Source organism: Streptomyces sp. ATCC 21386 (assembly GCF_018728545.1).
In the GTDB taxonomy this organism is placed as follows: domain Bacteria; phylum Actinomycetota; class Actinomycetes; order Streptomycetales; family Streptomycetaceae; genus Streptomyces.
The window spans coordinates 7,797,915-7,821,919 of record NZ_JAAVVL010000001.1; the positions used below are offsets into that span (position 1 = coordinate 7,797,915).

General features: G+C 70.4%; 18 protein-coding genes and 3 tRNA genes. 9 read left to right on the forward strand and 12 right to left on the reverse strand.

From position 1 onward, the window contains the following. Positions 1-558 precede the first annotated feature (558 nt). Together GWK25_RS33455 and GWK25_RS33460 are read left to right on the forward strand one after the other, a co-directional pair. Complete coding sequence (locus GWK25_RS33455; RefSeq protein WP_215455295.1) at positions 559-1,575, forward strand: hypothetical protein; 1,017 nt, start codon at positions 559-561, stop codon at positions 1,573-1,575. Further along, on the forward strand, positions 1,569-2,537 hold the full coding sequence (locus GWK25_RS33460; protein WP_215455296.1) for a hypothetical protein: 969 nt from the start codon (positions 1,569-1,571) through the stop codon (positions 2,535-2,537). Before GWK25_RS33455 ends, GWK25_RS33460 begins: the two co-directional genes overlap by 7 nt. Before the next feature lie 805 nt (positions 2,538-3,342). Here GWK25_RS33460 and GWK25_RS33465 read toward each other — a convergent pair. The 5 genes from GWK25_RS33465 to GWK25_RS33485 form a co-directional block, all read right to left on the reverse strand. Continuing rightward, a complete protein-coding gene (locus GWK25_RS33465) occupies positions 3,343-3,750 on the reverse strand; it encodes a PIN domain nuclease (protein WP_134039860.1) in 408 nt (135 codons plus the stop codon). Further along, positions 3,747-3,980, reverse strand: a complete 234-nt coding sequence (locus tag GWK25_RS33470; protein WP_033530157.1) for a type II toxin-antitoxin system VapB family antitoxin — start codon at positions 3,978-3,980, stop codon at positions 3,747-3,749. The genes GWK25_RS33465 and GWK25_RS33470 overlap by 4 nt, the downstream gene beginning before the upstream one ends. A gap of 331 nt (positions 3,981-4,311) precedes the next feature. Further along, a tRNA-Ile gene (locus GWK25_RS33475) sits at positions 4,312-4,388 on the reverse strand. 175 nt (positions 4,389-4,563) lie between these two features. Then, a tRNA-Asn gene (locus GWK25_RS33480) sits at positions 4,564-4,636 on the reverse strand. A 6-nt stretch (positions 4,637-4,642) separates the two neighbouring features. Beyond that, a tRNA-Asn gene (locus tag GWK25_RS33485) sits at positions 4,643-4,715 on the reverse strand. 174 nt (positions 4,716-4,889) lie between these two features. Between GWK25_RS33485 and GWK25_RS33490 the strand changes: the two genes are divergently transcribed. From GWK25_RS33490 to GWK25_RS33505, 4 genes are all read left to right on the forward strand, one after another. Further along, the gene (locus tag GWK25_RS33490; protein ID WP_045557412.1) at positions 4,890-5,195 is read left to right on the forward strand and encodes a hypothetical protein; all 306 of its coding nucleotides are present in this window, start codon (positions 4,890-4,892) and stop codon (positions 5,193-5,195) included. A gap of 69 nt (positions 5,196-5,264) precedes the next feature. Continuing rightward, a complete protein-coding gene (locus tag GWK25_RS33495) occupies positions 5,265-6,719 on the forward strand; it encodes an FGGY family carbohydrate kinase (RefSeq protein WP_215455297.1) in 1,455 nt (484 codons plus the stop codon). Positions 6,720-6,856: 137 nt separating this feature from the next. Then, positions 6,857-8,590: an ABC transporter ATP-binding protein gene (locus tag GWK25_RS33500; RefSeq protein WP_215455298.1), complete on the forward strand. Its 1,734-nt coding sequence runs from the start codon at positions 6,857-6,859 to the stop codon at positions 8,588-8,590. Next, entirely contained in the window at positions 8,590-10,524 is a 1,935-nt protein-coding gene (locus tag GWK25_RS33505; RefSeq protein WP_215455299.1) for an ABC transporter ATP-binding protein, read from the forward strand. The genes GWK25_RS33500 and GWK25_RS33505 overlap by 1 nt, the downstream gene beginning before the upstream one ends. A 181-nt stretch (positions 10,525-10,705) precedes the next feature. On the opposite strand, the gene GWK25_RS33510 is transcribed toward GWK25_RS33505, so the two are convergent. The 5 genes from GWK25_RS33510 to GWK25_RS33530 all read right to left on the reverse strand — a co-directional run bounded on the left by GWK25_RS33510 (position 10,706) and on the right by GWK25_RS33530 (position 17,993). Further along, the gene (locus GWK25_RS33510; protein WP_215455300.1) at positions 10,706-12,031 is read right to left on the reverse strand and encodes an RNA polymerase sigma factor; all 1,326 of its coding nucleotides are present in this window, start codon (positions 12,029-12,031) and stop codon (positions 10,706-10,708) included. Between the two features lie 215 nt (positions 12,032-12,246). Continuing rightward, the gene (gene dnaG, locus GWK25_RS33515) at positions 12,247-14,136 is read right to left on the reverse strand and encodes a DNA primase (RefSeq protein WP_215455301.1); all 1,890 of its coding nucleotides are present in this window, start codon (positions 14,134-14,136) and stop codon (positions 12,247-12,249) included. 126 nt (positions 14,137-14,262) lie between these two features. Beyond that, positions 14,263-15,528, reverse strand: a complete 1,266-nt coding sequence (locus GWK25_RS33520; RefSeq protein ID WP_215455302.1) for an FAD-dependent oxidoreductase — start codon at positions 15,526-15,528, stop codon at positions 14,263-14,265. 104 nt (positions 15,529-15,632) lie between these two features. Continuing rightward, positions 15,633-16,958 (reverse strand): deoxyguanosinetriphosphate triphosphohydrolase, encoded by a 1,326-nt coding sequence (locus tag GWK25_RS33525; RefSeq protein WP_215455303.1) that lies wholly within the window; start codon positions 16,956-16,958, stop codon positions 15,633-15,635. 177 nt (positions 16,959-17,135) lie between these two features. Then, positions 17,136-17,993, reverse strand: coding sequence for a sirohydrochlorin chelatase (locus GWK25_RS33530; RefSeq protein ID WP_215455304.1), 858 nt, complete (start codon positions 17,991-17,993; stop codon positions 17,136-17,138). 346 nt (positions 17,994-18,339) lie between these two features. Here GWK25_RS33530 and GWK25_RS33535 point away from each other — a divergent pair, with 346 nt between their 5' ends. Next, positions 18,340-18,972, forward strand: a complete 633-nt coding sequence (locus GWK25_RS33535; RefSeq protein WP_251830464.1) for a vancomycin high temperature exclusion protein — start codon at positions 18,340-18,342, stop codon at positions 18,970-18,972. A 71-nt stretch (positions 18,973-19,043) separates the two neighbouring features. On the opposite strand, the gene GWK25_RS33540 is transcribed toward GWK25_RS33535, so the two are convergent. Beyond that, entirely contained in the window at positions 19,044-19,529 is a 486-nt protein-coding gene (locus GWK25_RS33540) for a hypothetical protein (RefSeq protein ID WP_251830465.1), read from the reverse strand. Between the two features lie 297 nt (positions 19,530-19,826). Between GWK25_RS33540 and GWK25_RS33545 the strand changes: the two genes are divergently transcribed. After that, complete coding sequence (locus GWK25_RS33545; protein ID WP_215455307.1) at positions 19,827-22,049, forward strand: molybdopterin oxidoreductase family protein; 2,223 nt, start codon at positions 19,827-19,829, stop codon at positions 22,047-22,049. Between the two features lie 483 nt (positions 22,050-22,532). Beyond that, positions 22,533-23,567, forward strand: coding sequence for a hypothetical protein (locus GWK25_RS33550; RefSeq protein ID WP_251829149.1), 1,035 nt, complete (start codon positions 22,533-22,535; stop codon positions 23,565-23,567). Between the two features lie 45 nt (positions 23,568-23,612). Here GWK25_RS33550 and GWK25_RS44890 read toward each other — a convergent pair whose 3' ends face one another. Next, positions 23,613-23,858 carry a gamma-glutamylcyclotransferase family protein gene (locus GWK25_RS44890; protein ID WP_374200704.1) on the reverse strand — a complete coding sequence of 82 codons (246 nt, stop codon included), beginning with the start codon at positions 23,856-23,858 and terminating at the stop codon, positions 23,613-23,615. Positions 23,859-24,005 lie beyond the last annotated feature (147 nt).

Here is a 24,005-nt window from a genome sequence, read left to right on the forward strand (position 1 = left end):
CCAATTGTGCAGGTGAACTGCGAGCTATACCCGCCTGTGACGGACCGACGACGGCGGCCCCTCGTTAAGGGTCTTCGGCACGGGGCTATCCCGCAGGCGCGGGGCCGACGTCGGGAGTTCTACGACTCCCTTGACGCCGGTGTGGTTTTGTCGACGGGATCCGACATCACTTGTCGCTCAGGGCCGAGAACGCCTCCTTTCACCGGAGGGCGATGTCTGTGAGTTCTGGCAACGCCCGGGGGCTTGCGGCGGGAGCATGGACGTGCTCTGCGGGATGAGGCTGCGATGGCGCCGCCGAAGTCCAAGGTCGATTTGTACGCGGCGATCCGCCGTGACGCCCCGGCAGGAATGTCGTACCGGGTCTTGATGCGCGAGCACGGTGTCAAATTCCGTACGCAAGGCGACCTTGGAGTGGGTGTGGCCGGAGGGCCGAGCACTTCTAGACGGAAGTCATGCGCTTGTGGACGAAAGACGGATGCCCGGCCGTCGGCGATCTCTCTACTGTCGACCGGACCGATGACGCCCCGGCCTCCCTGAACCACCATGCAGAGGATTCTCATGCCCGCATTGTCCAAGCCTGCCGCACTGCCGCGGCCGCGGCACCGCTGGGCGGCCGTGGCCGGCCTGCTGGTGCTGTCCCCGATCAGCGCGGAGTACCTCATCGGCTACGGCGAAAGCACTGGCCGCCCGTTGGAGCTCCTCGCGGGCCTGCTCATCCTCGCGCCGCTCTACGGAACCGTCGCGGTGCTCATCCGCGAGATCACCCGGCACACCGGTCGCGGCTGGCCGACGATCCTGCTGTTGAGCGCGGCCTTCGGGGTGATCCAGGCCGGCTTGATCGACCAGACCCTGTTCGACAACGAGGTCGACGCCGATGGCCCCGACTGGGCGACCCAGGCGCGGGTCACCCTCATCCCGGGCCTGGGGGTCGACGCGGCGAGCCTGCTCAACTACGTCGGGGGACATGTGATCTGGAGTTTCGCCGCTCCGATCGCGGTGGTCGAATCCTGTGCCCCTCGGATCGCGGACCGGCGGTGGCTGGGCCCGGTCGGCGTCGGCGTCATGGTGCTGCTGTGGGCGCTGAGCGCCGCGCTTGTCCACAACGACACGGCAGCGGACTCCACCGCCGGCCCGGCGCAGCTGATCGGCGCCGCAGTCGTCGCCGCTGCCTTGATCGCCACCGCGTTCACCGTCAGGCCTGCGAAGACCCAGCCGTCTGCGAAGGCGCCGTCATGGTGGCTGGTCGGCGGTGTCACCGGAGTCGCATGGAGTGCCAGTCAGTTGCTGCCGGCGACCTGGGCGGGCGTTGCGGTGAACATTGTCGCCATGGTCGTACTGGGCTGGCTGCTGCTGCGCTGGTCGCGCCGCCAGGGCTGGAGCCGTCGGCATGTACTGGCCGCCGCGGGCAGTGCCCTCGTCGTCCGCGCCGGGCTGTCCTTCCTGGTGGAACCACTCGGCGACAACGTGGATTTCACGGTGAAGTACGCGGTCAACGCCGCGATGCTCAGTGGTGTCACCGCCCTTCTCCTCATGGCCGCCCACCGTCTGCGTCGACAGGAGCCGAGCGCATGCTGACCGTCCGCGGCATCTCCTACCTGATCGGCGAGGCGAGCACCGATGACATGCGGCGGGACCTGGAGGTCATCGCCCGGGATCTGCACTGCACCACGGTGATGCTCATCGGGGACGGGAAGCGATTGATCGATGCCGCCCGTACCGCCCTCGAGGCCGGTCTCGGCGTCTACATCCGGCCCAGCGTTCCCGAGCTGCCCGAGCCGAAGCTGCTGGAGCACCTGGGAACCGTCGCCGATGCGGCCGAAGAACTTCGCCGGGAACACCCGGACCAGGTGACGCTCCTGGTCGGCAGCGAGTTCTCCCACACCGTGCCCGGCATCGTCCCCGGACCTCGCTCGTTCCTACGCCTGAAGCTCATCGTGCGTTTCCACCGCATGCTGCGGCGCAGGATCGACAGGCGGCTCCACCGGCTGCTAACCACCGCCGTGACCACCGCGCGGCGCCGCTTTGGCGGGCCGGTCACCTACTCCGCGGCCGGGTGGGAACATGTCGACTGGTCGCTGTTCGACGTGGTCGGCGTCAGCCTCTACCGCTCCGGCCGCAACCACACCACCTACGCAGACCGCCTGCGTACCTTGGTTCGCGACCACGACAAGCCCGTCGTCATCACCGAGTTCGGGTGCGGTGCCTTCACTGGAGCCGACCAGCGGGGAGCCGGTTCCTTCTGGATCGTCAACTGGTTCGCCATGCCCCCGCGCATCCGTGGCGACCACCCCCGCGACGAGGCCGTCCAGGCCCGCTACCTCGGTGAACTCATCGACCAGTACGACGCGGAGGGCGTGCACGGCTGCTTCGTGTTCACCTTCGCCATGCCCGACTTTCCGCATCACGACGATCCTCGTCTCGACCTCGACAAGGCCGGTTTCGGGCTCGTGGCGGTGACCGGTGACGGTGCGTGCAGACCCAAGGAGGCGTTCCATGAGGTCGCGCGGCGCTACGGCGGCACAGCCGTAGAGCACTGACCGAGTGAGATGAGCAGCCAGGCATCCAACACCGAACCCCCGACTCAGCGACGCCAACACTACGCTTGAACCACCGACGCGGATCCGCAACCAACCCCGCAAGGGCATATGGAAGACGAGCGTTGCTGCTTCTCATCGACACTTCTTGGGTCCTGTGATCGCCAAGTGTTGCCCAAAACCGTCTACGAACGTTGCCCGCTCCCACTTACAGAGCCACCGGTGGAGCTATCCCCGCATGCACAGGGCCGACGGGTAGCCCGCCTCCCACTTGGAATCCCACTTGGAGCTATCCCCGCGTGTGCGCGGGGCCGACGCCCGGCTTTGAGCGCGGAAGACCCGTGGGGCAGAGCTATCCCTGCGTGCGCGGGGCCGACACCTCCTTCGCCGACGGCATCGGCTTGCCCAGGGAGCTATCCCCGCGTGCGCGGGGCGGAAGTGCTGTCCGCGCACCGTAACCCCAGCTCGTGGAGCTCTCCCCGCGAGCGCGGGGTCGTCCCTTTCGGGCACACGACCGACGACGGTGTGACGGAGCTATCCCGCGGGCGCGGGGTTGGTGCCTCGTGGACCTCGACCCTATACACGTTGTGGGAGGTATCCCCACGTAGGCGGGGATAGCTCCATGTTCTGCCGCCTCCGAATGCCCGCCAGTCGGCCCCGCGCACGTGGGGATAGCTCGAAGGTGGTGGGCTCGTTCGGTGCGCCGAAGCTGTCGGCCTCGCGCATGCGGGGATAGGTCGTAGTGATGCGCCCGGAGACATCGATCACCGAGGTTAGAAGCCGACAGACGTGTTCCTGCCTCCGGAGATCAGGCTCGTGCGTCTCGCTGCTGGACTTCCTTGAGGACTCCGGCCACCGTCGCGAAGTCATGGTCCACGTGGAGGACGGTGTGCCCATGGTGTACGGCTGTCGCACACACCAACAGGTCGATCGCTCCCGCCGCCCGGTGCTGGCCCCTCTGGGTCAGTTTGTACTGGGCGGTGTCGACCCACCGCCAGGCGTTCTTCGGAACCGGAGAGAGCAGACAGAGCGCGTCCAACTCCTCGGCCAGCTCATCTCGGTGAGACGGGCTGGTCGCCGAGTAGAGGAATTCGGCTCGTGTCGGCTCGCAGAGGTGGAATACCCCGGCGGCGATGTGTCCCTCCCAGGGACGCAGTGCGCCTGGGGTGCGGAAAAGGTGCCACAGAGCCGAGGTGTCGACCAGATACGTGATCACTCGAAGGCCTCGCGCCGCGCACGCTTCTCGGCTTCATGCGCCGCTGCGGCCTGCTCGAACTCGCCGCGCTCACCTCGCGCGGCCAGCTTCTCCGCGGCCTCAAGCCTCCTGATCCGCGCCACGTAGTCCCGAAGAGCCGCGTTGACGGTCTCCTTCTTCGTCGTGGCACCCATGAGCCGCATGGCCTCAGCCAGCGCCTCGTCGTCGAGATCAATCTGAGTAACGGACATCGCACACCCCCATTGTCCACGATGTATGCACTCACGATACATCACCAACATCGAGCGCGGCCACCAATCACAAACAGACCACGCAGGGGAGGCGCGCCGGCGTCAAGGCGTTCACATGGACCCACTTCTCGCTGCGGGACGAGCCAGCGGAGGCTTGTCCGAGCCGACGCGAAACACCCCATAAGCGCCATATCCGACTTAACCGGAATCGACGTCCAGACTTTGTCCAGACGATCATGAAATCATGATCACCACAGGGCCGCCAGGACCCTCACACTCTCGCCCTGACCAGGGAAGCGCCTGGTCAGAAGGTTTCTCCTCGCGTAGCGAGTGGTGGGGCGGGTGGGACTCGAACCCACGGCCGACGGATTATGAGTCCGCTGCTCTAACCGGCTGAGCTACCGCCCCGTACGGCGTGTCGCGTACATGTGTGCGCGCCGTCTGCCGCAGCATAGCCGCTCATACGATCTCCTGCTTCGGATGGTCGGCCTTCGCATGCGCTTCTTGACCTTGAAGACCTCGGCGCGGCGCACGCGGTTCCCCCGAACACGAAAAAGGACCCCCAAGGGGCCCTTCCTCGCTGCTCTCCCGACTGGACTCGAACCAGTAACCTGCCGGTTAACAGCCGGCTGCTCTGCCAATTGAGCTACGGAAGATCGAAGCTCCCCCGACTGGACTCGAACCAGTAACCTGCCGGTTAACAGCCGGCTGCTCTGCCAATTGAGCTACGGAGGATCGCCTCGCTGCATCGAACGTACCTCCCTGGGTATTCGCCAGGGGGCGTGCGCTCGCTGCGACACATACATTAGCGCAAGCAGGGGGGTGCTCCGCCAATCGGTATCCCCCGCGCCCGTCGCCCGCGCAGGGCACGCAAGGGACCGACGCAGACGTAAGGGAAGGGTGGTCACCATGCGGTATCGGCTCACGTTCTTTGCCGGACTGGCCCTGGGGTACGTGCTCGGCACGAAGGCCGGTCGCGAACGCTACGAACAGTTGAAGAAGTCCGCCCGACAGGTCGCACAGAACCCCGCCGTGCGGAACACCGCCGAGTCGGCCGCCCAGCAGGGGCGGGTCTACGCGGGCAAGGCGTACCACGTGGTCAGCGAGAAGGTCGGCGACCGCATGCCGGACCTGGTCGCCGAGCGGGTCCGCTCCCTGCGGGAACGCAACGCCAACGGCTCCGCCGGGGACGACTGGGGCACCAGCAATACCTAGGGACCACATCGCGCCGAACAGACCGACGCGCGGCGCTCCCACCCCTTCCCGTGCGGCAGAATTTCTGCCATGGGGATAGTCGCCGGGCTGGACAGTTCGCCCGATTTTACGCGCATTGTCGTCTGTGACTCGGACACAGGGGCCGTGCTCAGGCAGGGGTATGCCCCGCACCCGTTGGAGCCGGCGGAGAGCGGGGGGCGTCCCGCGGACGTCGACCCGCAGGCCTGGCTGCTGTCCCTGGGCGAGGCGGCCGGCGGCGGGCTGCTGGAGGGCGTGCAGGCGATCGGCGTCTCGTCCCAGCAGAACGGGCTGATCGCGCTGGACGCACAGGGCAACACCGTGCGTCCGGCGATGGTCGGCGGCGACAGGCGGACCCAGGTCGCGGCGGCCGACCTCGTCGACGCGCTCGGCGGGCGAGGCGCGTGGGCGGAGGCCGTCGGCTGTGTGCCGGGGGCCGCGCAGCCGGTGACCAAGCTGCGCTGGATGAGCCGTACGGAACCGGACGCCGCGATGCGGACGGCCGTACTGCTCCAGGCGCACGACTGGCTGGTCTGGCAGTTGCTGGGGCGGCCGGTCAGGAGGACCACGGACCGGGGCGGGGCGTCCGGGACCGGGTACTGGAACGCGGCGACCGGGCAGTACCGCACGGACCTCGTCGAGATGGCGCTCGGGCATCAGGTGATGCTTCCCGAGGTGCTGGGCCCCTCGGACGCCGCCGGTACGACGCCGGAAGGGCTCCTCATCTCCGCCGGCACCGGCGAGACCATGGCCGCCGCGTTCGGGCTCGGTATCGGCCTCGGTGACGCGGTGGTGTCGCTGGGGGCCTCCGGGTCCGTCATGGCCGTGCACACCCAGGCGCTCGTCGACTCCTCCGGGATGATCACCTCGCTGGCCGACGCCACCGGGATGCATCTGCCGGTCGTCACCACGCTCAACGCCGTACGGACCCTGCGCGGGGCCGCCGAACTGCTGGGCGTGGCCGATCTGGAGGCGCTGTCCGACCTGGCGATGAAGTCCACCCCCGGGTCGCACGGGCTGGTCATGCTGCCCTACCTGGAGGGCGAGCGGACGCCGAACCTGCCGCACACGGCGGGGACGCTGGCCGGGCTGCGGCGGGAGTCGATGAGGCCGGAGCACCTCGCGCGGGCCGCGTTCGAGGGCATGCTGTGCGGGCTCGCGGACGCGCTGGACGTGCTGCGGGGCCGGGGCGTGGACGTACGGCGGATCTTTTTGCTGGGTGCGGCGGCGGAGCTGTCGGCCGTACAGGCGGCGGCGCCGGCGCTCTTCGGGGTGCCCGTGGTGGTGCCGCAGCCGGCGGACTACGCGGCGGTGGGCGCGGCACGGCAGGCCGCGTGGGCGCTCGGGGTCTCGCAGGGGGCGCTCGATCCGCGTACGCCTCCGATGTGGCCGGGGGCGGCGGCGCAGGTGCTGGAGCCGGGTGACGAGCTGGCGGTGGGGCAGGCGGTTCGGCAGCAGTACGTGGCGGTTCGGGAGCAGACCCACCCCGGGGCGTTCCGTGCCTGAATGTCTCGGCTCGCCTGCAAGGTTCGGCCATGGATTCCTCACCGTCGGGTTAATTCGGTTGAGGTAACGCGGGTGGAGTGTTCGACGATGGGGGGTGGTGCGTCCCGAACCCCGTCTTCGACTCCGAGAGATCTCGCGTGCTCATACGTTTGCTGAGAAGTCATCTCCGTCCCTACCGGACACCGATCACCCTGCTGGTGCTGCTGCAGTTCGTGCAGACGTGCGCCACGCTCTACCTGCCCACACTGAACGCGGACATCATCGACGAGGGCGTGGTCAAGGGGGACACGGGTTACATCCTGTCCTTCGGCGCGGTGATGATCGGTATCTCGCTGGTGCAGGTCGTCTGCAACATCGGGGCCGTGTACTACGGCGCCCGCACCGCGTCTGCGGTCGGCCGGGACATCCGGGCCGCCGTGTTCGACCGGGTGCAGTCGTTCTCGGCGCGTGAGGTCGGTCACTTCGGGGCCCCGTCGCTGATCACGCGGACGACGAACGACGTCCAGCAGGTGCAGATGCTGGCGCTCATGACGTTCACGCTGGTGGTGTCGGCGCCGATCATGTGTGTCGGCGGCATCGTGCTGGCGCTCGGCCTGGATGTGCCGCTGTCGGGGGTGCTCCTGGCGGTCGTACCGGTGCTCGGGATCTCCGTCAGCCTGATCGTGCGCCGGCTGCGCCCCCTGTTCCGCACCATGCAGGAGCGGCTGGACACCGTGAACCGGGTGCTGCGGGAGCAGATCACCGGCAACCGGGTGATCCGGGCCTTCGTGCGGGACGACTACGAGAAGGAGCGGTTCCGGAAGGCGAACGTCGAGCTGACGGACGTGTCACTGGGCACCGGCCGGATGCTCGCGCTGATGTTCCCGATCGTGATGACGGTCATCAACCTCTCGTCGATCGCGGTGGTGTGGTTCGGCGCCCATCGGATCGACAGCGGTGGCATGGAGATCGGCGCGCTCACGGCCTTCCTCGCCTATCTGATGCAGATCGTCATGGCAGTGATGATGGCCACGTTCATGTTCATGATGATGCCGCGCGCCGAGGTGTGCGCCGAGCGCATCCAGGAGGTGCTGGAGACCGACACGAGCGTGGTGCCGCCGGTCGTGGCCGTACGGGAGCTGCGGCGTCACGGGTTCCTGGAGGTCCGGGGTGCGGGGTTCCGCTATCCGGGTGCCGAGGAGCCGGTGCTCAGGTCGATCGAGGTCGTGGCCCGGCCGGGTGAGACCACCGCGGTCATCGGGTCCACGGGCAGCGGGAAGTCGACGCTGCTCGGGCTGGTGCCCCGGCTGTTCGACGCCACCGAGGGCGAGGTCCTGGTGGACGGCGTCGACGTACGGGCGCTCGACCCGAAGCTGCTGGCCAGGACGGTGAGTCTGGTGCCGCAGAAGCCGTACCTGTTCTCCGGGACCGTGGCGACGAATCTGCGGTACGGCAATCCGGACGCCACCGACGAGGAGTTGTGGCACGCGCTGGAGGTGGCGCAGGCCAAGGAGTTCGTCGAGCGGCTGGAGAACGGGCTGGACTCCCCCATCGCGCAGGGCGGGACGAATGTGTCCGGCGGTCAGCGGCAGCGGCTCGCGATCGCGCGGACGCTGGTGCAGCGGCCGGAGATCTATCTGTTCGACGACTCCTTCTCCGCGCTCGACTACGCGACCGACGCCGCGCTGCGGGCGGCGCTGGCGCGGGAGACCGCCGACGCGACCGTGGTGATCGTGGCCCAGCGGGTGGCGACCATCCGGGACGCCGACCGGATCGTCGTCCTCGACGAGGGCCGCGTCGTCGGCACCGGACGCCACCACGAGCTGATGGCGCAGAACGAGACCTACCGGGAGATCGTCCTCTCCCAGCTCACGGAAGCGGAGGCAGCCTGATGGCCGGGCCGTTGGCACGGATGGCGGGGGCCGGGGCTCCCGATCAGCACTCCATGGACTTCAAGGGGTCCGGGAAACGGCTGCTCGCGCAGTTCAGGCCCGAGCGGTTCACGATGTACGCGATGGTCCTGTGCGCGGTGATCAGCGTCGGACTGTCCGTGCTGGGGCCGTGGATCCTCGGCAAGGCGACCGACCTGGTGTTCGCGGGTGTCGTCGGGCGGGAGATGCCGGCGGGCGCGACCAAGGCCGAGGTCCTTGAGTCCATGCGCGAGCGCGGGGACGGCGCGGTCGCCGACATGCTGTCGGGCACGGACTTCACGCCGGGCGAGGGCATCGATTTCGAGGCCGTCGGCACCGTTCTTCTGGTTGCCCTCGGCATCTTCCTGATCGCGGGGCTGCTGATGGCGGTGGCCACCCGGCTCTCCAACCGGGCCATCAACCGGACCGTCTACCACATGCGCGAACAGCTCCAGGCGAAGCTGTCGCGGCTGCCGCTGTCGTACTTCGACAAGCGGCAGCGCGGTGAGGTGCTGAGCCGGGCGACCAACGACATCGACAACATCGGGCAGACGCTGCAGCAGTCGATGGGGCAGCTGATCAACTCGTTGCTCACCATCATCGGTGTGCTGGCGATGATGTTCTGGGTGTCGCCGCTGCTGGCGCTGGTCGCGCTGGTGACCGTGCCGGTGTCGTTCCTGGTGGCCACGCGGGTCGGCAAGCGGTCGCAGCCGCACTTCGTCGCGCAGTGGCGGGTGACGGGCAGGCTCAACGCCCACATCGAGGAGATGTACACCGGGCACACGCTGGTGAAGGTGTTCGGGCGTCAGGAGGAGTCGGCGAAGCAGTTCGCCGAGGAGAACGAGCGGCTGTACGAGGCCGGGTTCAAGGCCCAGTTCAACAGCGGGATCATGCAGCCGCTGATGTTGTTCGTATCGAACATCAACTATGTGCTCGTCGCCGTGGTGGGCGGGCTTCGGGTCGCGACCGGTGCGCTGTCGATCGGTGACGTGCAGGCCTTCATCCAGTACTCGCGGCAGTTCTCGATGCCGCTGACGCAGGTTGCGTCCATGGCCAACCTCGTGCAGTCGGGGGTCGCCTCCGCCGAGCGGATCTTCGAACTGCTCGACGCGGAGGAGCAGGAGGCCGACGCGGTGCCCGGGGTGCGGCCCGAGGAGCTGCGGGGGCGGGTGGCGCTGGAGGGGGTCTCCTTCCGGTACGAGGCCGACAAGCCGCTGATCGAGGATCTGTCGCTGGTCGTCGAGCCGGGGCACACGGTGGCGATCGTGGGGCCGACGGGCGCGGGCAAGACCACGCTGGTGAACCTGCTGATGCGGTTCTACGAGGTCACCGGCGGGCGGATCACGCTCGACGGGGTCGATGTCGCGTCCATGTCGCGGGACGAACTGCGCGACGGGATAGGGATGGTGCTCCAGGACACCTGGCTGTTCGGCGGGACCATCGCGGAGAACATCGCGTACGGGGCGTCCGCGTCGCGGAAGGTGACGCGGGGTGAGGTCGAGGAGGCGGCTCGGGCGGCGCACGCGGATCGGTTCATCCGGACGCTGCCGGACGGGTACGACACCGTCATCGACGACGAGGGGACCGGGGTGAGCGCGGGTGAGAAGCAGCTCATCACGATCGCTCGGGCGTTCCTGTCGGATCCGGTGATCCTGGTGCTGGACGAGGCGACGTCCTCGGTGGACACGCGGACCGAGGTGTTGATCCAGAAGGCGATGGCGAAGCTGGCGCACGGGCGGACGTCGTTCGTGATCGCGCACCGGCTGTCGACGATTCGGGACGCGGACACGATTCTGGTGATGGAGAACGGTTCCATCGTGGAGCAGGGGGCGCACGCGGAGTTGTTGGCCGCGGACGGTGCTTATGCGCGGTTGTACAAGGCGCAGTTCGCGGAGGCGGTCGCGGAGGTGGACTGAGGGGCTGGCCGGGGGTGCGTTGTCGGGTGCGGGTGGGTGGGGCTGGTCGCGCAGTTCCCCGCGCCCCTGAAAAAGCGAGGCTGCGCCCCTGCTTTTTCGGCCCGAAAGGCCGGAGGCCTTTCAGGGGCGCGGGGAACTGCGCGAGAAGCCCCACCGGGCCCGCGGCCGACGACGCGCCCCCTCAGTCCAAGTACCCCCGCAGCTGGTCCGCGAAGGCGTGGTCCCTGAGTTTGTTCAGGGTCTTGGACTCGATCTGGCGTATCCGTTCCCGGGTGACGCCGAAGATGCGGCCTATCTCCTCCAGCGTGCGGGGGCGGCCGTCGGCGAGGCCGTAGCGGAGTTGGACCACCTTGCGTTCCCGCTCGCCCAGGGTGGAGAGGACCGCCTCCAGGTGCTCGCGCAGCAGCAGGAACGCGGCCGACTCCACGGGGCTCGCCGCGTCGCCGTCCTCGATGAGGTCGCCGAGGGCCACGTCGTCCTCCTCGCCGACCGGGGCGTGGAGGGAGACCGGTTCCTGGGCGAGCCGGAGAACCTCGCTGACGCGTTCGGGGGCGAGGTCGAGGTGGGCGGCCACTTCCTCCGGCGTGGGCTCGTACCCCCGCTCCTGCAGCATGCGCCGCTGGACGCGGACGACCCGGTTGATCAGCTCGACCACGTGGACCGGGACCCGGATGGTGCGGGCCTGGTCGGCCAGCGCGCGGGACATGGCCTGGCGGATCCACCAGGTCGCGTAGGTCGAGAACTTGTAGCCGCGCGCGTAGTCGAACTTCTCGACGGCCCGGATGAGGCCCAGGTTTCCTTCCTGCACCAGGTCCAGCATGGTCAGACCGCGGCCGACGTACCGCTTCGCCACGGAGACGACGAGCCGCAGGTTCGCCTCGATCAGGCGGCGCTTGGCCACGCGGCCCATGACGACCAGCTTGTCGAGGTCGAGGGCCAGCTCCGTGTCGAGGTCGGGGGCGTTGCCCAGCCGTTCCTCGGCGAAGAGGCCGGCCTCGACGCGGCGGGCCAGTTCCACTTCCTCCGCTGCCGTCAGGAGGGGGACGCGGCCGATCTCGCGCAGGTACTGGCGGAAGAGGTCGGAGGACGGGCCGCTGGTGTCCGCGCGGGCGCGCGGCAGTTCCACGGGCTCGGGCTCCGGGGTGTCGGCCGTCTCCAGGGCCTCGACCGCGGCGGCGGGCGGTTCGTCCAGGTCGGGCGGGCCGTCCGGGACCGCCTCGGGGTGGTGCGCGGCGCGACTCTGGGCGGGCACCGCGGTGATGACATCGGTCTCCGCGGCCGGCTCCGAGCCGTCGGTACCGATGGCCGTACTGGTGTCGTTCTGTATGAGGGTCTGGGTCTGCACGGGGGCGACCTCCAGGAATGTCGCTGCCCGGGCGTGCGGCAGCGGTACGTCTGGGATGGCGCGGGCGGCCTCGCCGCCGTCCATCCCGTACTCATCGAGCGGAACCGCGGGGATCTCGGACCCGTGGGGGACGGGCCGGCCGCGCTCCGAGGACTCAGGCACCGCAACCCAGTGTGGAGTACGACACACAGCCGCCACGAGGGGCGTGCGGTGACTTTTTGCGGTCGGCCCGTGACCGCGCGGTTACCGTGCTGCACGAGTGCGCTGCTGGACGGGCCGCAAACAGCTTGAAGGCCGTACGGAGCGGGGTGGCTCCGGCGCGGATTGGCATGTGCTGCGGGGACGTGCGCGGCCGGGGGGCGCGAACCGTCGCGGGGTCAGAGCGCCTCCGCGCCCCGCTCCCGCAATGCCTGGTCGTACTGCTGGAGGACCCACAACTCGTTCTGGACGGCGGCCAGCTGGGCGGGGTCGCCCTGGGCGGCCGCCCTCGCCAGGCTGCCCTGGACGTCGCGGACCCGGCGTTCGACGGCCCGGCGGCGCACGGTGACCAGTTGTGCGCCCGCGTAGACGTCGTCGACCGTCTTGCGCATGATCGCCTCGACCGCCAGCTCCGTCACCATGGCCCGCACCGTGTCGTCGGGTGCCGCCTCGCGGACACGGACCAGGTACTCCTGCGGGTCCTCGGCGCCGTACTCCACGCCGCCCGCCTCGATGATCGCCTCACGGACGGCCGCGTAGGGGGCGGCGGTGAACTCGTCGACGCCGTACGCGTCGAACGCGGGAGCGACCAACTCGGGGCGCTGGAGGGCGAGTTTGAGGAGTTCCCGCTCGGTGGCGAAGACCGGGTTGCGGAGGGTGAGGGCGGGGCCGGACGGGGGCCGGGAGGTGGACTCGTACGGCTGGGCGGTCGGGGCCGGGCCCTGGCCGCCGCGCTCGCGGGCCCAGCGGGCCAGCTGGGCGACGCGCTTGACGACGAACTGGGTGTCGAGGATGCCGAGCATGCCGGCGAGTTCCACGGCGACCTCGTGCTGGGCGCCGCTGTTCTTGATGCGGGCCACGATCGGCGCGGCCTCGTCGAGGGCGGCGGCCCGTCCGGCGGGGGTCTCCAGGTCGTAGCGGGCGACGATCTGGCGGAGGGCGAACTCGAAGAGCGGGGTGCGGGGTTCGGCCAGTTCGGCGACCGCCTCGTCGCCCTTCGCCAGGCGCAGTTCGCAGGGGTCCATGCCGTCGGGGGCGATCGCGATGTACGTCTCGGCGGCGAACTTCTGGTCGTCCTCGAAGGCGCGCAGGGCCGCCTTCTGGCCGGCCGCGTCGCCGTCGAAGGTGAAGATCACACGGGCCGAGCCGTTGTCCATCAGCAGCCGGCGGAGGATCTTGATGTGCTCGCCGCCGAAGGCCGTGCCGCAGGTGGCGATGGCCGTGGTGACGCCGGCGAGGTGGCAGGCCATGACGTCGGTGTAGCCCTCGACGACGACGGCGCGGCTGGCCTTGGCGATGTCCTTCTTGGCGAGGTCGATGCCGTAGAGAACCTGGGACTTGCGGTAGATAGCGGTATCGGGGGTGTTGAGGTACTTCGGGCCGTTGTCCGCCTCGTAGAGCTTGCGGGCGCCGAAGCCGACCACGTCCCCGCCGATGTCGCGGATGGGCCACATCAGGCGGCCCCGGAAGCGGTCGATCGGGCCCCGGCGGCCCTCCTGGGAGAGGCCGGACAGGAGCAGTTCCTTGTCGGTAAAACCCTTGCCGCGCAGGAAGCGGGTGAGGTGGTCCCAGCCCTGGGGGCTGTAGCCGACGCCGAAGTGGACGGCGGCGGACTGGTCGAAGCCGCGCTCGGCGAGGAAGATCCGGCCGGTGTCGGCCTCGGGGCTGGTGGCGAGCTGTTCCGCGTACCACTCGGCGGCGATCTTGTGGGCCTCGACCAGGCGGATCCGCTCGCCGCGCTGGTGGGAGGGGTTGTACCCGCCCTCCTCGTACCTGAGGGTGATGCCGGCCTGGCCGGCGAGGCGCTCGACGGCCTCCGAGAAGGACAGGTGGTCGACCTTCATCACGAACGTGATGGTGTCGCCGCCCTCCTGGCAGCCGAAGCAGTGGAAGAGGCCCTTGCTCGGGCTGACCTGGAAGGACGGCGACTTCTCGTCGTGGAACGGGCAGAGTCCCTTGAGGTTCCCGCCGCCCGCGTTGCGCAGCTGGAGGTACTCGGACACCACGGCGTCGATCGGGACCGCGTCCCGTACCGCCTTCACGTCCTCGTCGTTGATCCGTCCTGCCACGCGGAGATTCTACGGTGGTCCACTGACAACGACGGAGCACGGGCGGCGCCCCCTGAGGGGCGCGGGGAACTGCGCGGGCAACCACATACCACCCGCACCCGCCCTCACGCCCAGCCTCGCAGATGCCTAGGCGACCAGACTCTCCAACGGAACCTGGGGATTCGACAGCGCGTCCACATCCACCCGTTCCCGGGACCGGATCAGCTTCTGGATCGGCTCAGTGACATCCCACACGTTCACATTCATCCCGGCCAGCACCCGTCCCTCCTTCAGCCAGAACGCGATGAACTCCCGCTTCCCGGCGTCCCCCCGGATCACCACCTGGTCGTAGGACCCCGGCGGCGCCCATCCCGAGTACTCCATCCCGAGGTCGTACTGGTCGGAGAAGAAGTAGGGCACCCGGTCGTAGGTGACGTCCTTGCCGAGCATCGAGCGGGCGGCGGCCGGGCCGCCGTTGAGCGCGTTGGCCCAGTGCTCCACCCGCAGCCGGGTGTCGAACAGGGCGTGCGGGAAGGAGACGACGTCACCGGCGGCGTAGATGGAGGGATCGGACGTACGGAGCCCCGCGTCCACCAAGATGCCGCCGCCCTGTGACCGGTCGGCCACCTCCAGCCCCGCCGCTTCGGCCAGGCCCGTGCGCGGACCCGCGCCGATGGCCGCGAGGACGTCGTGCGCCGGGTGCTCCTCCCCCGTGTCCGTGCGGGCCGCCAGGACCATCCCGTCCTGGCCGACGATCTCCGTGAGCCTCGCGCCGAAGTGGAAGCGGACGCCGTGCTCGCGGTGCAGCTCGGCGAAGAGGTTGCCCAGCTCGGGGCCGAGGACGCCGTGCAGGGGCGTCGGCTCCGGCTCGACGACGGTGACCTCCGCGCCGTACTCGCGGGCCGCCGCCGCCACTTCCAGGCCGATCCAGCCGGCACCGGCGATGACGAGGTGGCCGTTGTCCCGGCCGAGGGCCCCGAGAACTCCCTTCAGGCGCTCGGCGTGGGCGAGGCGGCGCAGATGGTGGACGCCCGCGAGATCGGTGCCCGGGATGTCCAGGCGGCGGGGCTCGGCGCCGGTCGCGAGCAGCAGTTTGTCGTAGTGGACGAGGGTGCCGTCGTCCCCGAAGCGGACGGTCCTGGCCGTACGGTCGACGGCGTCGACGGTCTGGCCGAGGTGGAGCTCGATGTCGTGGCGCGCGTACCAGGACGGCTCGTGGACGAAGACGCTGTCGCGCTCCTCCTTGCCGAGCAGATACCCCTTGGAGAGCGGCGGACGCTCGTAGGGGTGGTCGCGCTCGTCGCAGATCAGTATCACGCGGCCGGTGAAGCCCTCCGCTCGGAGCGTCTCGGCCGCCTTCGCGCCGGCGAGACCGCCTCCGACGATGACGAATGTCTGATCCGCGTCGACCACTTGATGCCTCCTCTTAAGGGTGCGTCCACATGCGAGCGTCCCGCACGGAGCGTGATGCGGGAAGAGGTAGTGACCCGATCAGGCCACGCAGGGTCACGTTTTCGTCACTTCCGCCCCGTCAGTCTCGCGTGCAACGCGCGGGCGGAGGTGTCGGTGAGGGAAGCGATCTGGTCGACGATCACCCGCTTGCGGGCGCGGTCGTCCGGGGCCGAGTCGAACAGCGCGCGGAACTGGGGTTCGAGTCCCTCCGGCGCGCGGGCGGTGAGCGCCTCGGCCAGTTCGGCGACGACGATCCGCTGGTCGGCGCGGAGCCGTTCCTGCTCGGCGCGCTGCATCACGTACCGGTCGGCGACGGCCTTCAGCACGGCGCACTCCAGCCGCGTCCCGTGCGGGACGACCAGTTCGGCGGCGTACCGGGTGAGGGGGCCGCGTCCGTACGTCTGCCGGGTGGCGCCCTCGGCGGCAAGGCAGAAGCGGCCGATGAGCTGGCTGGTGGCGTCCTTCAACCGGGCCTGGGCGACGGCCGTTCCGTCGTACCCGTGCGGCCACCACTCCTGGTCGAGGAGGCGGTCTAGGGCGGCGGCGAGCTCGGCCGGGTCGGTGTCCGCGGGGACGTACCGGCCGCGGGCGACCTCGAAGACCGCTCGGCGTTCGGGCTCCGCGTGCAGGCAGGACGGATCGATGTGGCCCGCGTGCAGGCCGTCCTCGACGTCGTGCACGGAGTACGCCACGTCGTCGGCCCAGTCCATGACCTGGGCCTCGAAGGTCGTGCTCGTGCTGGGGGCGTCCTTGCGGACCCAGTCGAAGACGAGCCGGTCGTCGTCGTACACACCGAACTTGGGCGACTTGGGGTCGGTGGGGTGACCGCCGCGCGGCCAGGGGTACTTGGTGGCGGCGTCCAGGGCGGCGCGGGTGAGGTTGAGGCCGACGCTGACGAGGTCGCCGGACTCGGGGGACCGCACGAAGCGCTTGGGCTCGATGCGGGTCAGCAGGCGCAAGGACTGGGCGTTGCCCTCGAAACCGCCGCAGTCCTCGGCGAATTCGTTGAGTGCCTGTTCGCCGTTGTGACCGAAGGGGGGATGGCCGAGGTCGTGCGAGAGGCAGGCGGCCTCCACGAGGTCTGGGTCGCAGCCGAGGGCGGCGCCCAGCTCGCGGCCCACCTGGGCGCACTCCAGGGAGTGGGTGAGGCGGGTGCGGGGGCTGGCGTCCCAGGCGGGGGTGCGGGTGCCGGGGGTGACGACCTGGGTCTTGCCGGCCAGCCTTCTGAGTGCGGCCGAGTGCAGGATGCGGGCGCGGTCGCGTTGGAAGGCGGTGCGGCCGGGGCGTTTGTCGGGCTCCGGGGCGTAGCGCTCCGCGGAGGGCGGGTCGTAGTCGGCCGGGGTGTCGTGGCTCGCGGGGGTGTTGCGGGTGGGGGGTGCGGTGCCTTCCATGATTCGACAGTACGGGGCGGGTGTGACAAATGGGTGCCTACTCGTCTGCCGGGTCCTGCCGTTTGGCGGGTACGGGTCGGTGGTGGCTGGTCGCGCCCACGCGGCGGAGCCGCACATTCCGACACAGCCCCGCGCCCCTGACGGGGCGCTGCCGTCGGCCCGCGGTTCTACGTCTCCCTATGCCGATGCGAGCGCCGGCAGGGGCCTCGTCCCGGTCAGTGCCTCGTCGTAGCGGTGCAGCACCAGGCTTGCCATCGCGGGGTGGGTGCCCAGCGGGGCCGTGGCGATCCACGGGGCCGCCTGCGCGCATTCCGTCGCGAAGCGGCCCGGGGCCGTGAAGTAGGACGCGACCGCCACATGGGTGTGGCCCGCGGCGGTGAGGGTGCGGACGGCCTCGGGGACGGTGGGGGACGCCGCGGAGGCGTAGGCGGGGAGGACCGGGACGCCCAGGCGGTCGGCGAGGAGGCGGGCCGTGCGGCCGGTGTCCAGGGCGGCCTCGGGGTCGCGGGAGCCGGCTGCGGCGAGGACGACCGCGCTCCTCCGGCGCCGGGCCGCGCTCATGCGGGTGCGCCAGCCGGCCTCGACGAGGCGGGCGTGCAGGGCGTCGACGAGGAGGGGGTGCGGGCCGAGGGGGGCGGCCAGGCGGGTGCGGGCCTCGGCGGCCGCGGCCATCTCCGGGATGTCCTGCTTGACGTGGTAGCCGCGGCTCAGGAGGAGGGGGACGAGGACCGCTTCGCGGTCGCCGAGGGCGGCGAGCGTGTCGGGGAGCAGGGGCTCGTTCAGCTCGATGTGGCCGAGGTGCACGGCGAGGCCGGGGCGCTGCTCGCGGACGCGCTCCATGAGGGTGCGAACGGTCGCCAGTGCGCGCGGGTCGCGGCTGCCGTGCGCAACCAGGACGAGCGCCGGTGGGGCGGGGCGCCGCGTTCCGTCGCGGGAGACGAGGCTGAGTTGGATGGCCAGCTGGTCACTGATCAGGTTCATGATGTGCGCCGTACTGTCGAGGTCCGCGTTCGACTTGCTCGTCGTCGCCGTCATGCACCGATGGTGTCGGGAGGACGTTGCCTCCCCGTTGCGCGGTGGTGACGGGTGTTTTCCGGCGCTTCACCGCGCGCGGTACGGCGGTGTGAACCTCCGTGACCTGGCCTTTCCGCTCGTTCGGGTGAAGCTCGTCACGCTGAGCGGTGAACCGGATCTCCGTGACTGACGTCTTCGTTGGTCGAGTGGGCGGGATCCGGCGGGCCCGCCGGAGACGACCGGAAACAAGCAGGACACACGAGGGGTCCGAGGGGACGGGGGCGCAGTGAGGCGTATCGGGGGGATCGCGCGCGCCGTTCGGCTGCCGCGTACGCGGACGGGGCGGCGGCGGGCCGTGCAGGCGGTGATGCTGCTGTGCGTGCTGGCGCTGCTGCCCTCGACCTGGATGTACACGGCGGCCGCCGACCGGCTGCGGACCACGGCCGACGCGCCGCGCACCGAGGTCGGGGTGGTCTTCGGCGCCGGGCTCTGGCAGGGCGAGCCGTCCCCGTATCTCGCGCGTCGGCTGGACGCGGCGGCCGAGCTGTACCGGTCGGGCCGGATCAAGGTGGTCCTGGTCACCGGGGACAACAGCCGCGTGGAGTACGACGAGCCGGACGCGATGCGCGGCTATCTCACCGAGCACGGCGTGCCGGACGACCGGATCGTCAGCGACTACGCCGGGTTCGACACCTGGGACTCCTGTGTCCGCGCCAAGAAGATCTTCGGTGTGGACCGGGCGGTGCTCATCAGCCAGGGCTTCCACATACGCCGGGCGGTCGCGCTGTGCGAGGAGGCGGGCGTCGAGTCGTACGGCGTCGGCGTGCAGGACCGGCACGACGGGACCTGGTACTACGGGGCCACCCGGGAGCTGTTCGCGGCGGGCAAGGCCTCGCTGGACGCCCTGTTCGAGCCGGACCCCCGCTTCCTCGGACCGGAGGAGACGGGGGTCGAGAAGGCGCTCGCGTCGGCGGGGCGGGGGTCCGCGGAGGAGCAGTAGAGGGAGCAGTGGAGGGTGCGCCGAAGGCCCTGTGCGGGCTGTCGCGGCCTCCCGGCCTCCCCGGCGGACGGCTAGTGCTTGATGTTGCCCCACCAGCCCTGGTCCACCGCGCAGCCCCACTGCTTGCCGGCGGCGGTCTTGCCGCGGACGGTGAATCGGACCTCGTAGGGCTTCTTGCTGTTGGTCATGTAGGCGCTGATGCGCAGACCGGTGGTGCCCTTCTCCTTCAGAGTCTTGGTGCGGACGGTGGCGACCTTCGAGGTGCGCTTGGTGATCTTGCTGCCCTTGGTGGGCGAGGCGTAGGTGAAGGTCAGGTTGACGGGCTCGCTGACGGTCAGGCTGACGTCCTTGAAGCTCGCGGTCCTGCTCTTGTTCCTGAGAGCGAAGTAGAGGCCACCCTGCACCCGGTTCTTCGCGTCCAGGGTGAAGCTCTTGGGCGAACGGAGTTCGATCGGGCAGCCGGCGGCCTGGGGCGCGGCCGAGGCGGCTCCGGCGAGGCCGAGCTGAGTGGCGGTCAGGGCGCCGACGGCACCCAGGACGGCGGCGGTGGTGCGCATACGGTTCACGTGGTGGTCCTCTTCCCCCTGCGGCCCGCGTGCGGGCCGGGTGACAGGTCGTGCGCCACACGGGGCTCACGGCACGACCCCCGTGTCTGTGGCGCCCGTAGTTCTTAGCACGCGAGGCCCGAAGGATTGGACGGAAAGCAGCGAGGTGAACACGTATGGTGACAGAATCGCGACACCCGGCGGCTCTCCCTTCCTCACGCCGGGCCCCACGCCGCCGGGAGGTCCCCGTGCCGGTCGTGTAACGAGGGGCGTCCCGGCGCGTAACACGTGCGACGCACGCTGAGCGGTATGCCGAACTCCGCGACGCCCACCCACTGCCCGTACTGCGCCCTGCAGTGCGGGATGAACCTGACGCCCGGTGCGGACGGGACCGAAGGGGTCGTAGTGGTCACGGAGCGCGCGGACTTCCCGGTGAACCGGGGAGCACTGTGCGGCAAGGGTCGTACGGCCCCGGCTGTGCTCTCGTCCCGGGTCAGGCTGACCAGTCCTCTGGTCAGAAGGGCGGGCAACCTGGAACCCGCCTCCTGGGACGAGGCACTCGACCGGATCGCCGAGGGACTCACCCGCACGCGGACGGAACATGGCCCGGACGCGTGCGGAGTGTTCGGCGGCGGCGGGCTGACGAACGAGAAGGCTTATCTGCTCGGCAAGTTCGCGCGGATCGTCCTCGGCACCTCGCAGATCGACTACAACGGCCGCTTCTGCATGTCCTCCGCCGCTGCCGCCGGGACGAAGGCCTTCGGCCTGGACCGGGGGCTGCCGTTCCCGCTGGAGGACATCCCGAGGACGGGGTGTGTCGTCCTCGTCGGGTCCAACCTCGCCGAGACCATGCCGCCGGCGCTGCGCTATCTCACCGAGCTGAAGGAGAACGGCGGCAAACTGATCGTCATCGATCCGCGCCGCACGCGTACGGCCGAGCAGGCCGATCTGCATCTGTCGCCGCGCCCCGGCACCGATCTGGCCCTCGCGCTCGGTCTGCTGCATCTGATCGTGGCCGAGGGCCGGGTGGACGAGGAGTACATCCGTGAGCGGACCAGCGGCTGGGAGGAGGCGCGGGCCGCCGCCATGGCGCACTGGCCGGAGTACGTGGAACGGATCACGGGGGTGTCCGTTCCCCAACTCCGCGAAGCCGTAAGGCTGTTCTGCGAGCCCGAGCACGCGATGGTGCTCACGGCACGCGGGCCCGAGCAGCAGTCCAAGGGCACCGACACGGTCGGCGCGTGGATCAACCTCACGCTGGCGACGGGGCGGGCCGGGCGGCCGCTGTCCGGCTACGGCTGCCTCACCGGGCAGGGCAACGGGCAGGGCGGGCGCGAGCACGGCCAGAAGGCCGACCAGCTGCCGGGTTACCGCAAGCTGGTCGACCCCGAGGCGCGGCGGCACGTCGCCGAGGTCTGGGGCGTGGACCCCGACAGCCTGCCCGGTCCGGGGCGCAGCGCGTACGAGCTGCTGGACGCGCTCGGCGGTGACATCAAGTCGCTGCTGCTGATGGGCTCCAACCCGGTGGTGTCGGCGCCGCGCGCCGCGCACATCGAGGAGCGGATCAGGTCGCTGGACTTCCTCGCGGTGTGCGATGTCGTGCTGTCGGAGACGGCGGCGCTGGCGGACGTGGTACTGCCGGTGACGCAGTGGGCCGAGGAGACCGGCACGACGACCAATCTGGAGGGCCGGGTACTGCTGCGGCGGCGCGCGATCACGCCTCCCGAGGGGGTCCGCAGCGACCTGGAGGTCATGCACGAGCTGGCGGCCCGGCTGGGTGTCGAGAAGGGGTTCCCGACCGACGCCGAGGAGGTCTTCGAGGAGCTGCGCCGGGCGAGCGCGGGCGGGCTCGCCGACTATTCGGGCATCACCTACCGCCGACTGGCCGAGGAGAACGGGGTGTTCTGGCCCTGCCCGGCGCCGGTGAACGACGGGGAGGCCGTGTCGGGCGCGGGGCTCGAGCCGGTGACGGGCACCGGAGGGGGCCCGGTCGCGGGCGCAGGAGGGGGCCCGGTCGCGGAGCAGGTGGCAGGCGGGGGCGGAAGCCCCGTGGAGTCCGCCGAGGCGCATCCCGGGACGCCACGGCTCTTCCTCGACCGGTTCGCCACCGAGGACGGACGGGCCCGGTTCGTGCCCGTCTCGCACCGGGCGTCGGCCGAGGAACCGGACGCCGAGTACCCGGTGCTGCTCACCACCGGACGCGTGGTCGCGCAGTACCAGTCGGGCGCCCAGACCCGGCGGGTCGAGGAGCTCAACTCCGCCGCGCCCGGACCCTTCGTGGAACTGCACCCCCGGCTGGCCGAGCGGCTCGGCGCGGCGGAGGGCGACCCGGTGGCCGTGGTCTCCCGCCGGGGTCGGGCCGTCGCCCCGGCCCGCATCACGACCACCATCCGCCCGGACACGGTCTTCATGCCGTTCCACTGGCCGGGCGAGGGCCGCGCCAACACCCTGACCAACCCCGCCCTCGACCCCACCTCCCGCATGCCGGAGTTCAAGACGTGCGCGGTGCGGTTGGAGACGGTGGGGAAGTAGGGGCGGCGGGGCGGCGGGTCGGGGCCCGCTCCCGAGATGGACCGGCACGCGGACAGCCCGCCTCCTCCCGACTCGCGGAGCAGCTCGCACGTCGGGCGCGGACGGGTGCATGCGGCTGGAGGGCGGGCCTTTCGGGCGACACGAGTCAGCCCGCGCGACGGCACGGGCCCGTGAGTCGGTCGCAAGCCGGCCCCGTGAGCCGGCCACGAGACGGGTCGGGGTCGGGGTCGGGGTCGGCCGCATGAGAGCCCGTGGAACTGACCGTGACCCACCTCGCGCAAGCCGGCCCGGGAGCAGCCCGTGAGCCGGCCCACCGCTGACCGACCCGTGCAGCCTTGCATCGATACCTGGCCCGCTTGAACGTTCATGCTTTCGGATACGTAGATCCTGTGTGGTTGACCCGCCGCTTCGCACACGATGGGGAACGGCGGACGCACAGCTCGCCGTGAACACTTGGGAGCACAGCCGACCCGGGGGGATCACATGCCGCAGCACGACAGTCACCAGTGGACCGACGCGTTCCCGTGGAGCCTCTCCTACCGTTGGGGCCACTCCGCACTGACCGCCGATTTCGACCTCAGCGGAGAGACTCCCCGACTGCTGCGCGTCCGTCGCCCCGACGACCCCGAGCCCGGCCCCGAGGAGACCGAGGCCGCCCCCTCGCTTCCCCTGGTGGACCTGGTCCTGCTCGGCGACGACGCCGACTGGGCCGGCCCCCGCTTCACCGGCACGGCGATCGGCGCCCGTCTGAAGTACCGCGCCCATCACTCCACTTGTGACCCCGGTCCCGACAACGCGACTGCGGAGCGGAGTGGTTCGGCTGCGAGTTCGGCCGAGCACGGGCGCTGGCACCGGCTGACCTTCGAACTCCACGACCCGGCGACCGGGTTGACCGCCTTCGTCGAGTACGCCTCACCGGACGGCACCTCCGTGCTGCGCTCCCGGGTCCGGCTGCGCAACGACGGGCCCGGGTCGCTCACCGTACGCTCCCTCGGCAGCCTCCTCCTCGGCGGACTTCCCTCCCCCGACGACCTGTCCGTCCTCCGCGCACGCAACGACGGTCTCGCGGAGGGCCGTTGGTACACCGAGCCGTTGCGGGACTCCGTCCCCGACGTCAACCACGAGGTGCACGGCGGCACCGGGCACGCGGAGGCCCTGCTCGCCGGACGCGCCGGCCGGCCCACGGACGGGCACCTTGCGATGGGCGCGCTCCAGCACCGTACGGACGACCGCTGCTGGCTGTGGCAGATCGAGTCGGCGTCCAGCTGGGTCTGGGAGGTCGGTGAGTCGGCGGGGCAGACGTATCTGGCTCTCGGCGGCCCTACCCACGACGATCACCAGTGGCGCCAAGTCCTGCCACCCGGTGCCGAGTTCACCACCGAGTGGGCGGCCCTCGCCCTCGGCGACCGCTTCGGCGGCGCCCTGGCCGCGCTGACCTCCTACCGCCGCGTCGTACGTCGCCCGCACCCGGACCACACCCGACTGCCGGTGATCTTCAACGGCTGCAACAACGCGTGAGCGCGGCATGGTGCCGGGGCCTGAGGCTGACCTCGGATGGTGGAGCTACCCCCGCAGGCGCCAGTCCCCGCTCTCGATCAGCTTTCCCCTGGCCCTGAGTCCGGCCGCGACGGTCGGGGCGGCGACGTAGACCCAGGCCCGTACGACCGTGCCGTCGGCGAGGACAGCCAGGCGTTCCACCCGTTCGTAGTGGTTCGCGGGGTCGCCCGGGACGTACTCCTCCAACTGGTCCAGGACGCGCAGCAGTTCGGCGTAGTCCTCAGGGAGCGCCGTGACGACCTCACCGCTCACCTCGCCCGCTCCCCCGCGCCTTTCCCCGATCCCGGTCGCAATCCCGGCCCCGGTCGCAATCCCGGCCCCGGCTTCGGTCCAGGCTCCGGTCCCGGCTTCGGTTCCGGCTTCGGTCCGGGCTCCGGTCCCGGCTTCGGTTCCGGTTTC

Excerpts from the sequence above, each read along its gene's own strand:
- GWK25_RS33525 (WP_215455303.1), bottom strand. The coding sequence starts at position 16,958 with ATGGAAGGCACCGCACCCCCCACCCGCAACACCCCCGCGAGCCACGAC.
- GWK25_RS33505 (WP_215455299.1), top strand. The coding sequence starts at position 8,590 with ATGGCCGGGCCGTTGGCACGGATGGCGGGGGCCGGGGCTCCCGATCAG.
- GWK25_RS33545 (WP_215455307.1), top strand. The coding sequence starts at position 19,827 with ATGCCGAACTCCGCGACGCCCACCCACTGCCCGTACTGCGCCCTGCAG.
- GWK25_RS33535 (WP_251830464.1), top strand. The coding sequence starts at position 18,340 with ATGCTGCTGTGCGTGCTGGCGCTGCTGCCCTCGACCTGGATGTACACG.
- GWK25_RS33550 (WP_251829149.1), top strand. The coding sequence starts at position 22,533 with ATGCCGCAGCACGACAGTCACCAGTGGACCGACGCGTTCCCGTGGAGC.
- GWK25_RS33495 (WP_215455297.1), top strand. The coding sequence starts at position 5,265 with ATGGGGATAGTCGCCGGGCTGGACAGTTCGCCCGATTTTACGCGCATT.
- GWK25_RS33460 (WP_215455296.1), top strand. The coding sequence starts at position 1,569 with ATGCTGACCGTCCGCGGCATCTCCTACCTGATCGGCGAGGCGAGCACC.
- GWK25_RS33540 (WP_251830465.1), bottom strand. The coding sequence starts at position 19,529 with ATGCGCACCACCGCCGCCGTCCTGGGTGCCGTCGGCGCCCTGACCGCC.
- GWK25_RS33455 (WP_215455295.1), top strand. The coding sequence starts at position 559 with ATGCCCGCATTGTCCAAGCCTGCCGCACTGCCGCGGCCGCGGCACCGC.
- GWK25_RS33530 (WP_215455304.1), bottom strand. The coding sequence starts at position 17,993 with ATGACGGCGACGACGAGCAAGTCGAACGCGGACCTCGACAGTACGGCG.
- GWK25_RS33470 (WP_033530157.1), bottom strand. The coding sequence starts at position 3,980 with ATGTCCGTTACTCAGATTGATCTCGACGACGAGGCGCTGGCTGAGGCC.
- GWK25_RS33490 (WP_045557412.1), top strand. The coding sequence starts at position 4,890 with ATGCGGTATCGGCTCACGTTCTTTGCCGGACTGGCCCTGGGGTACGTG.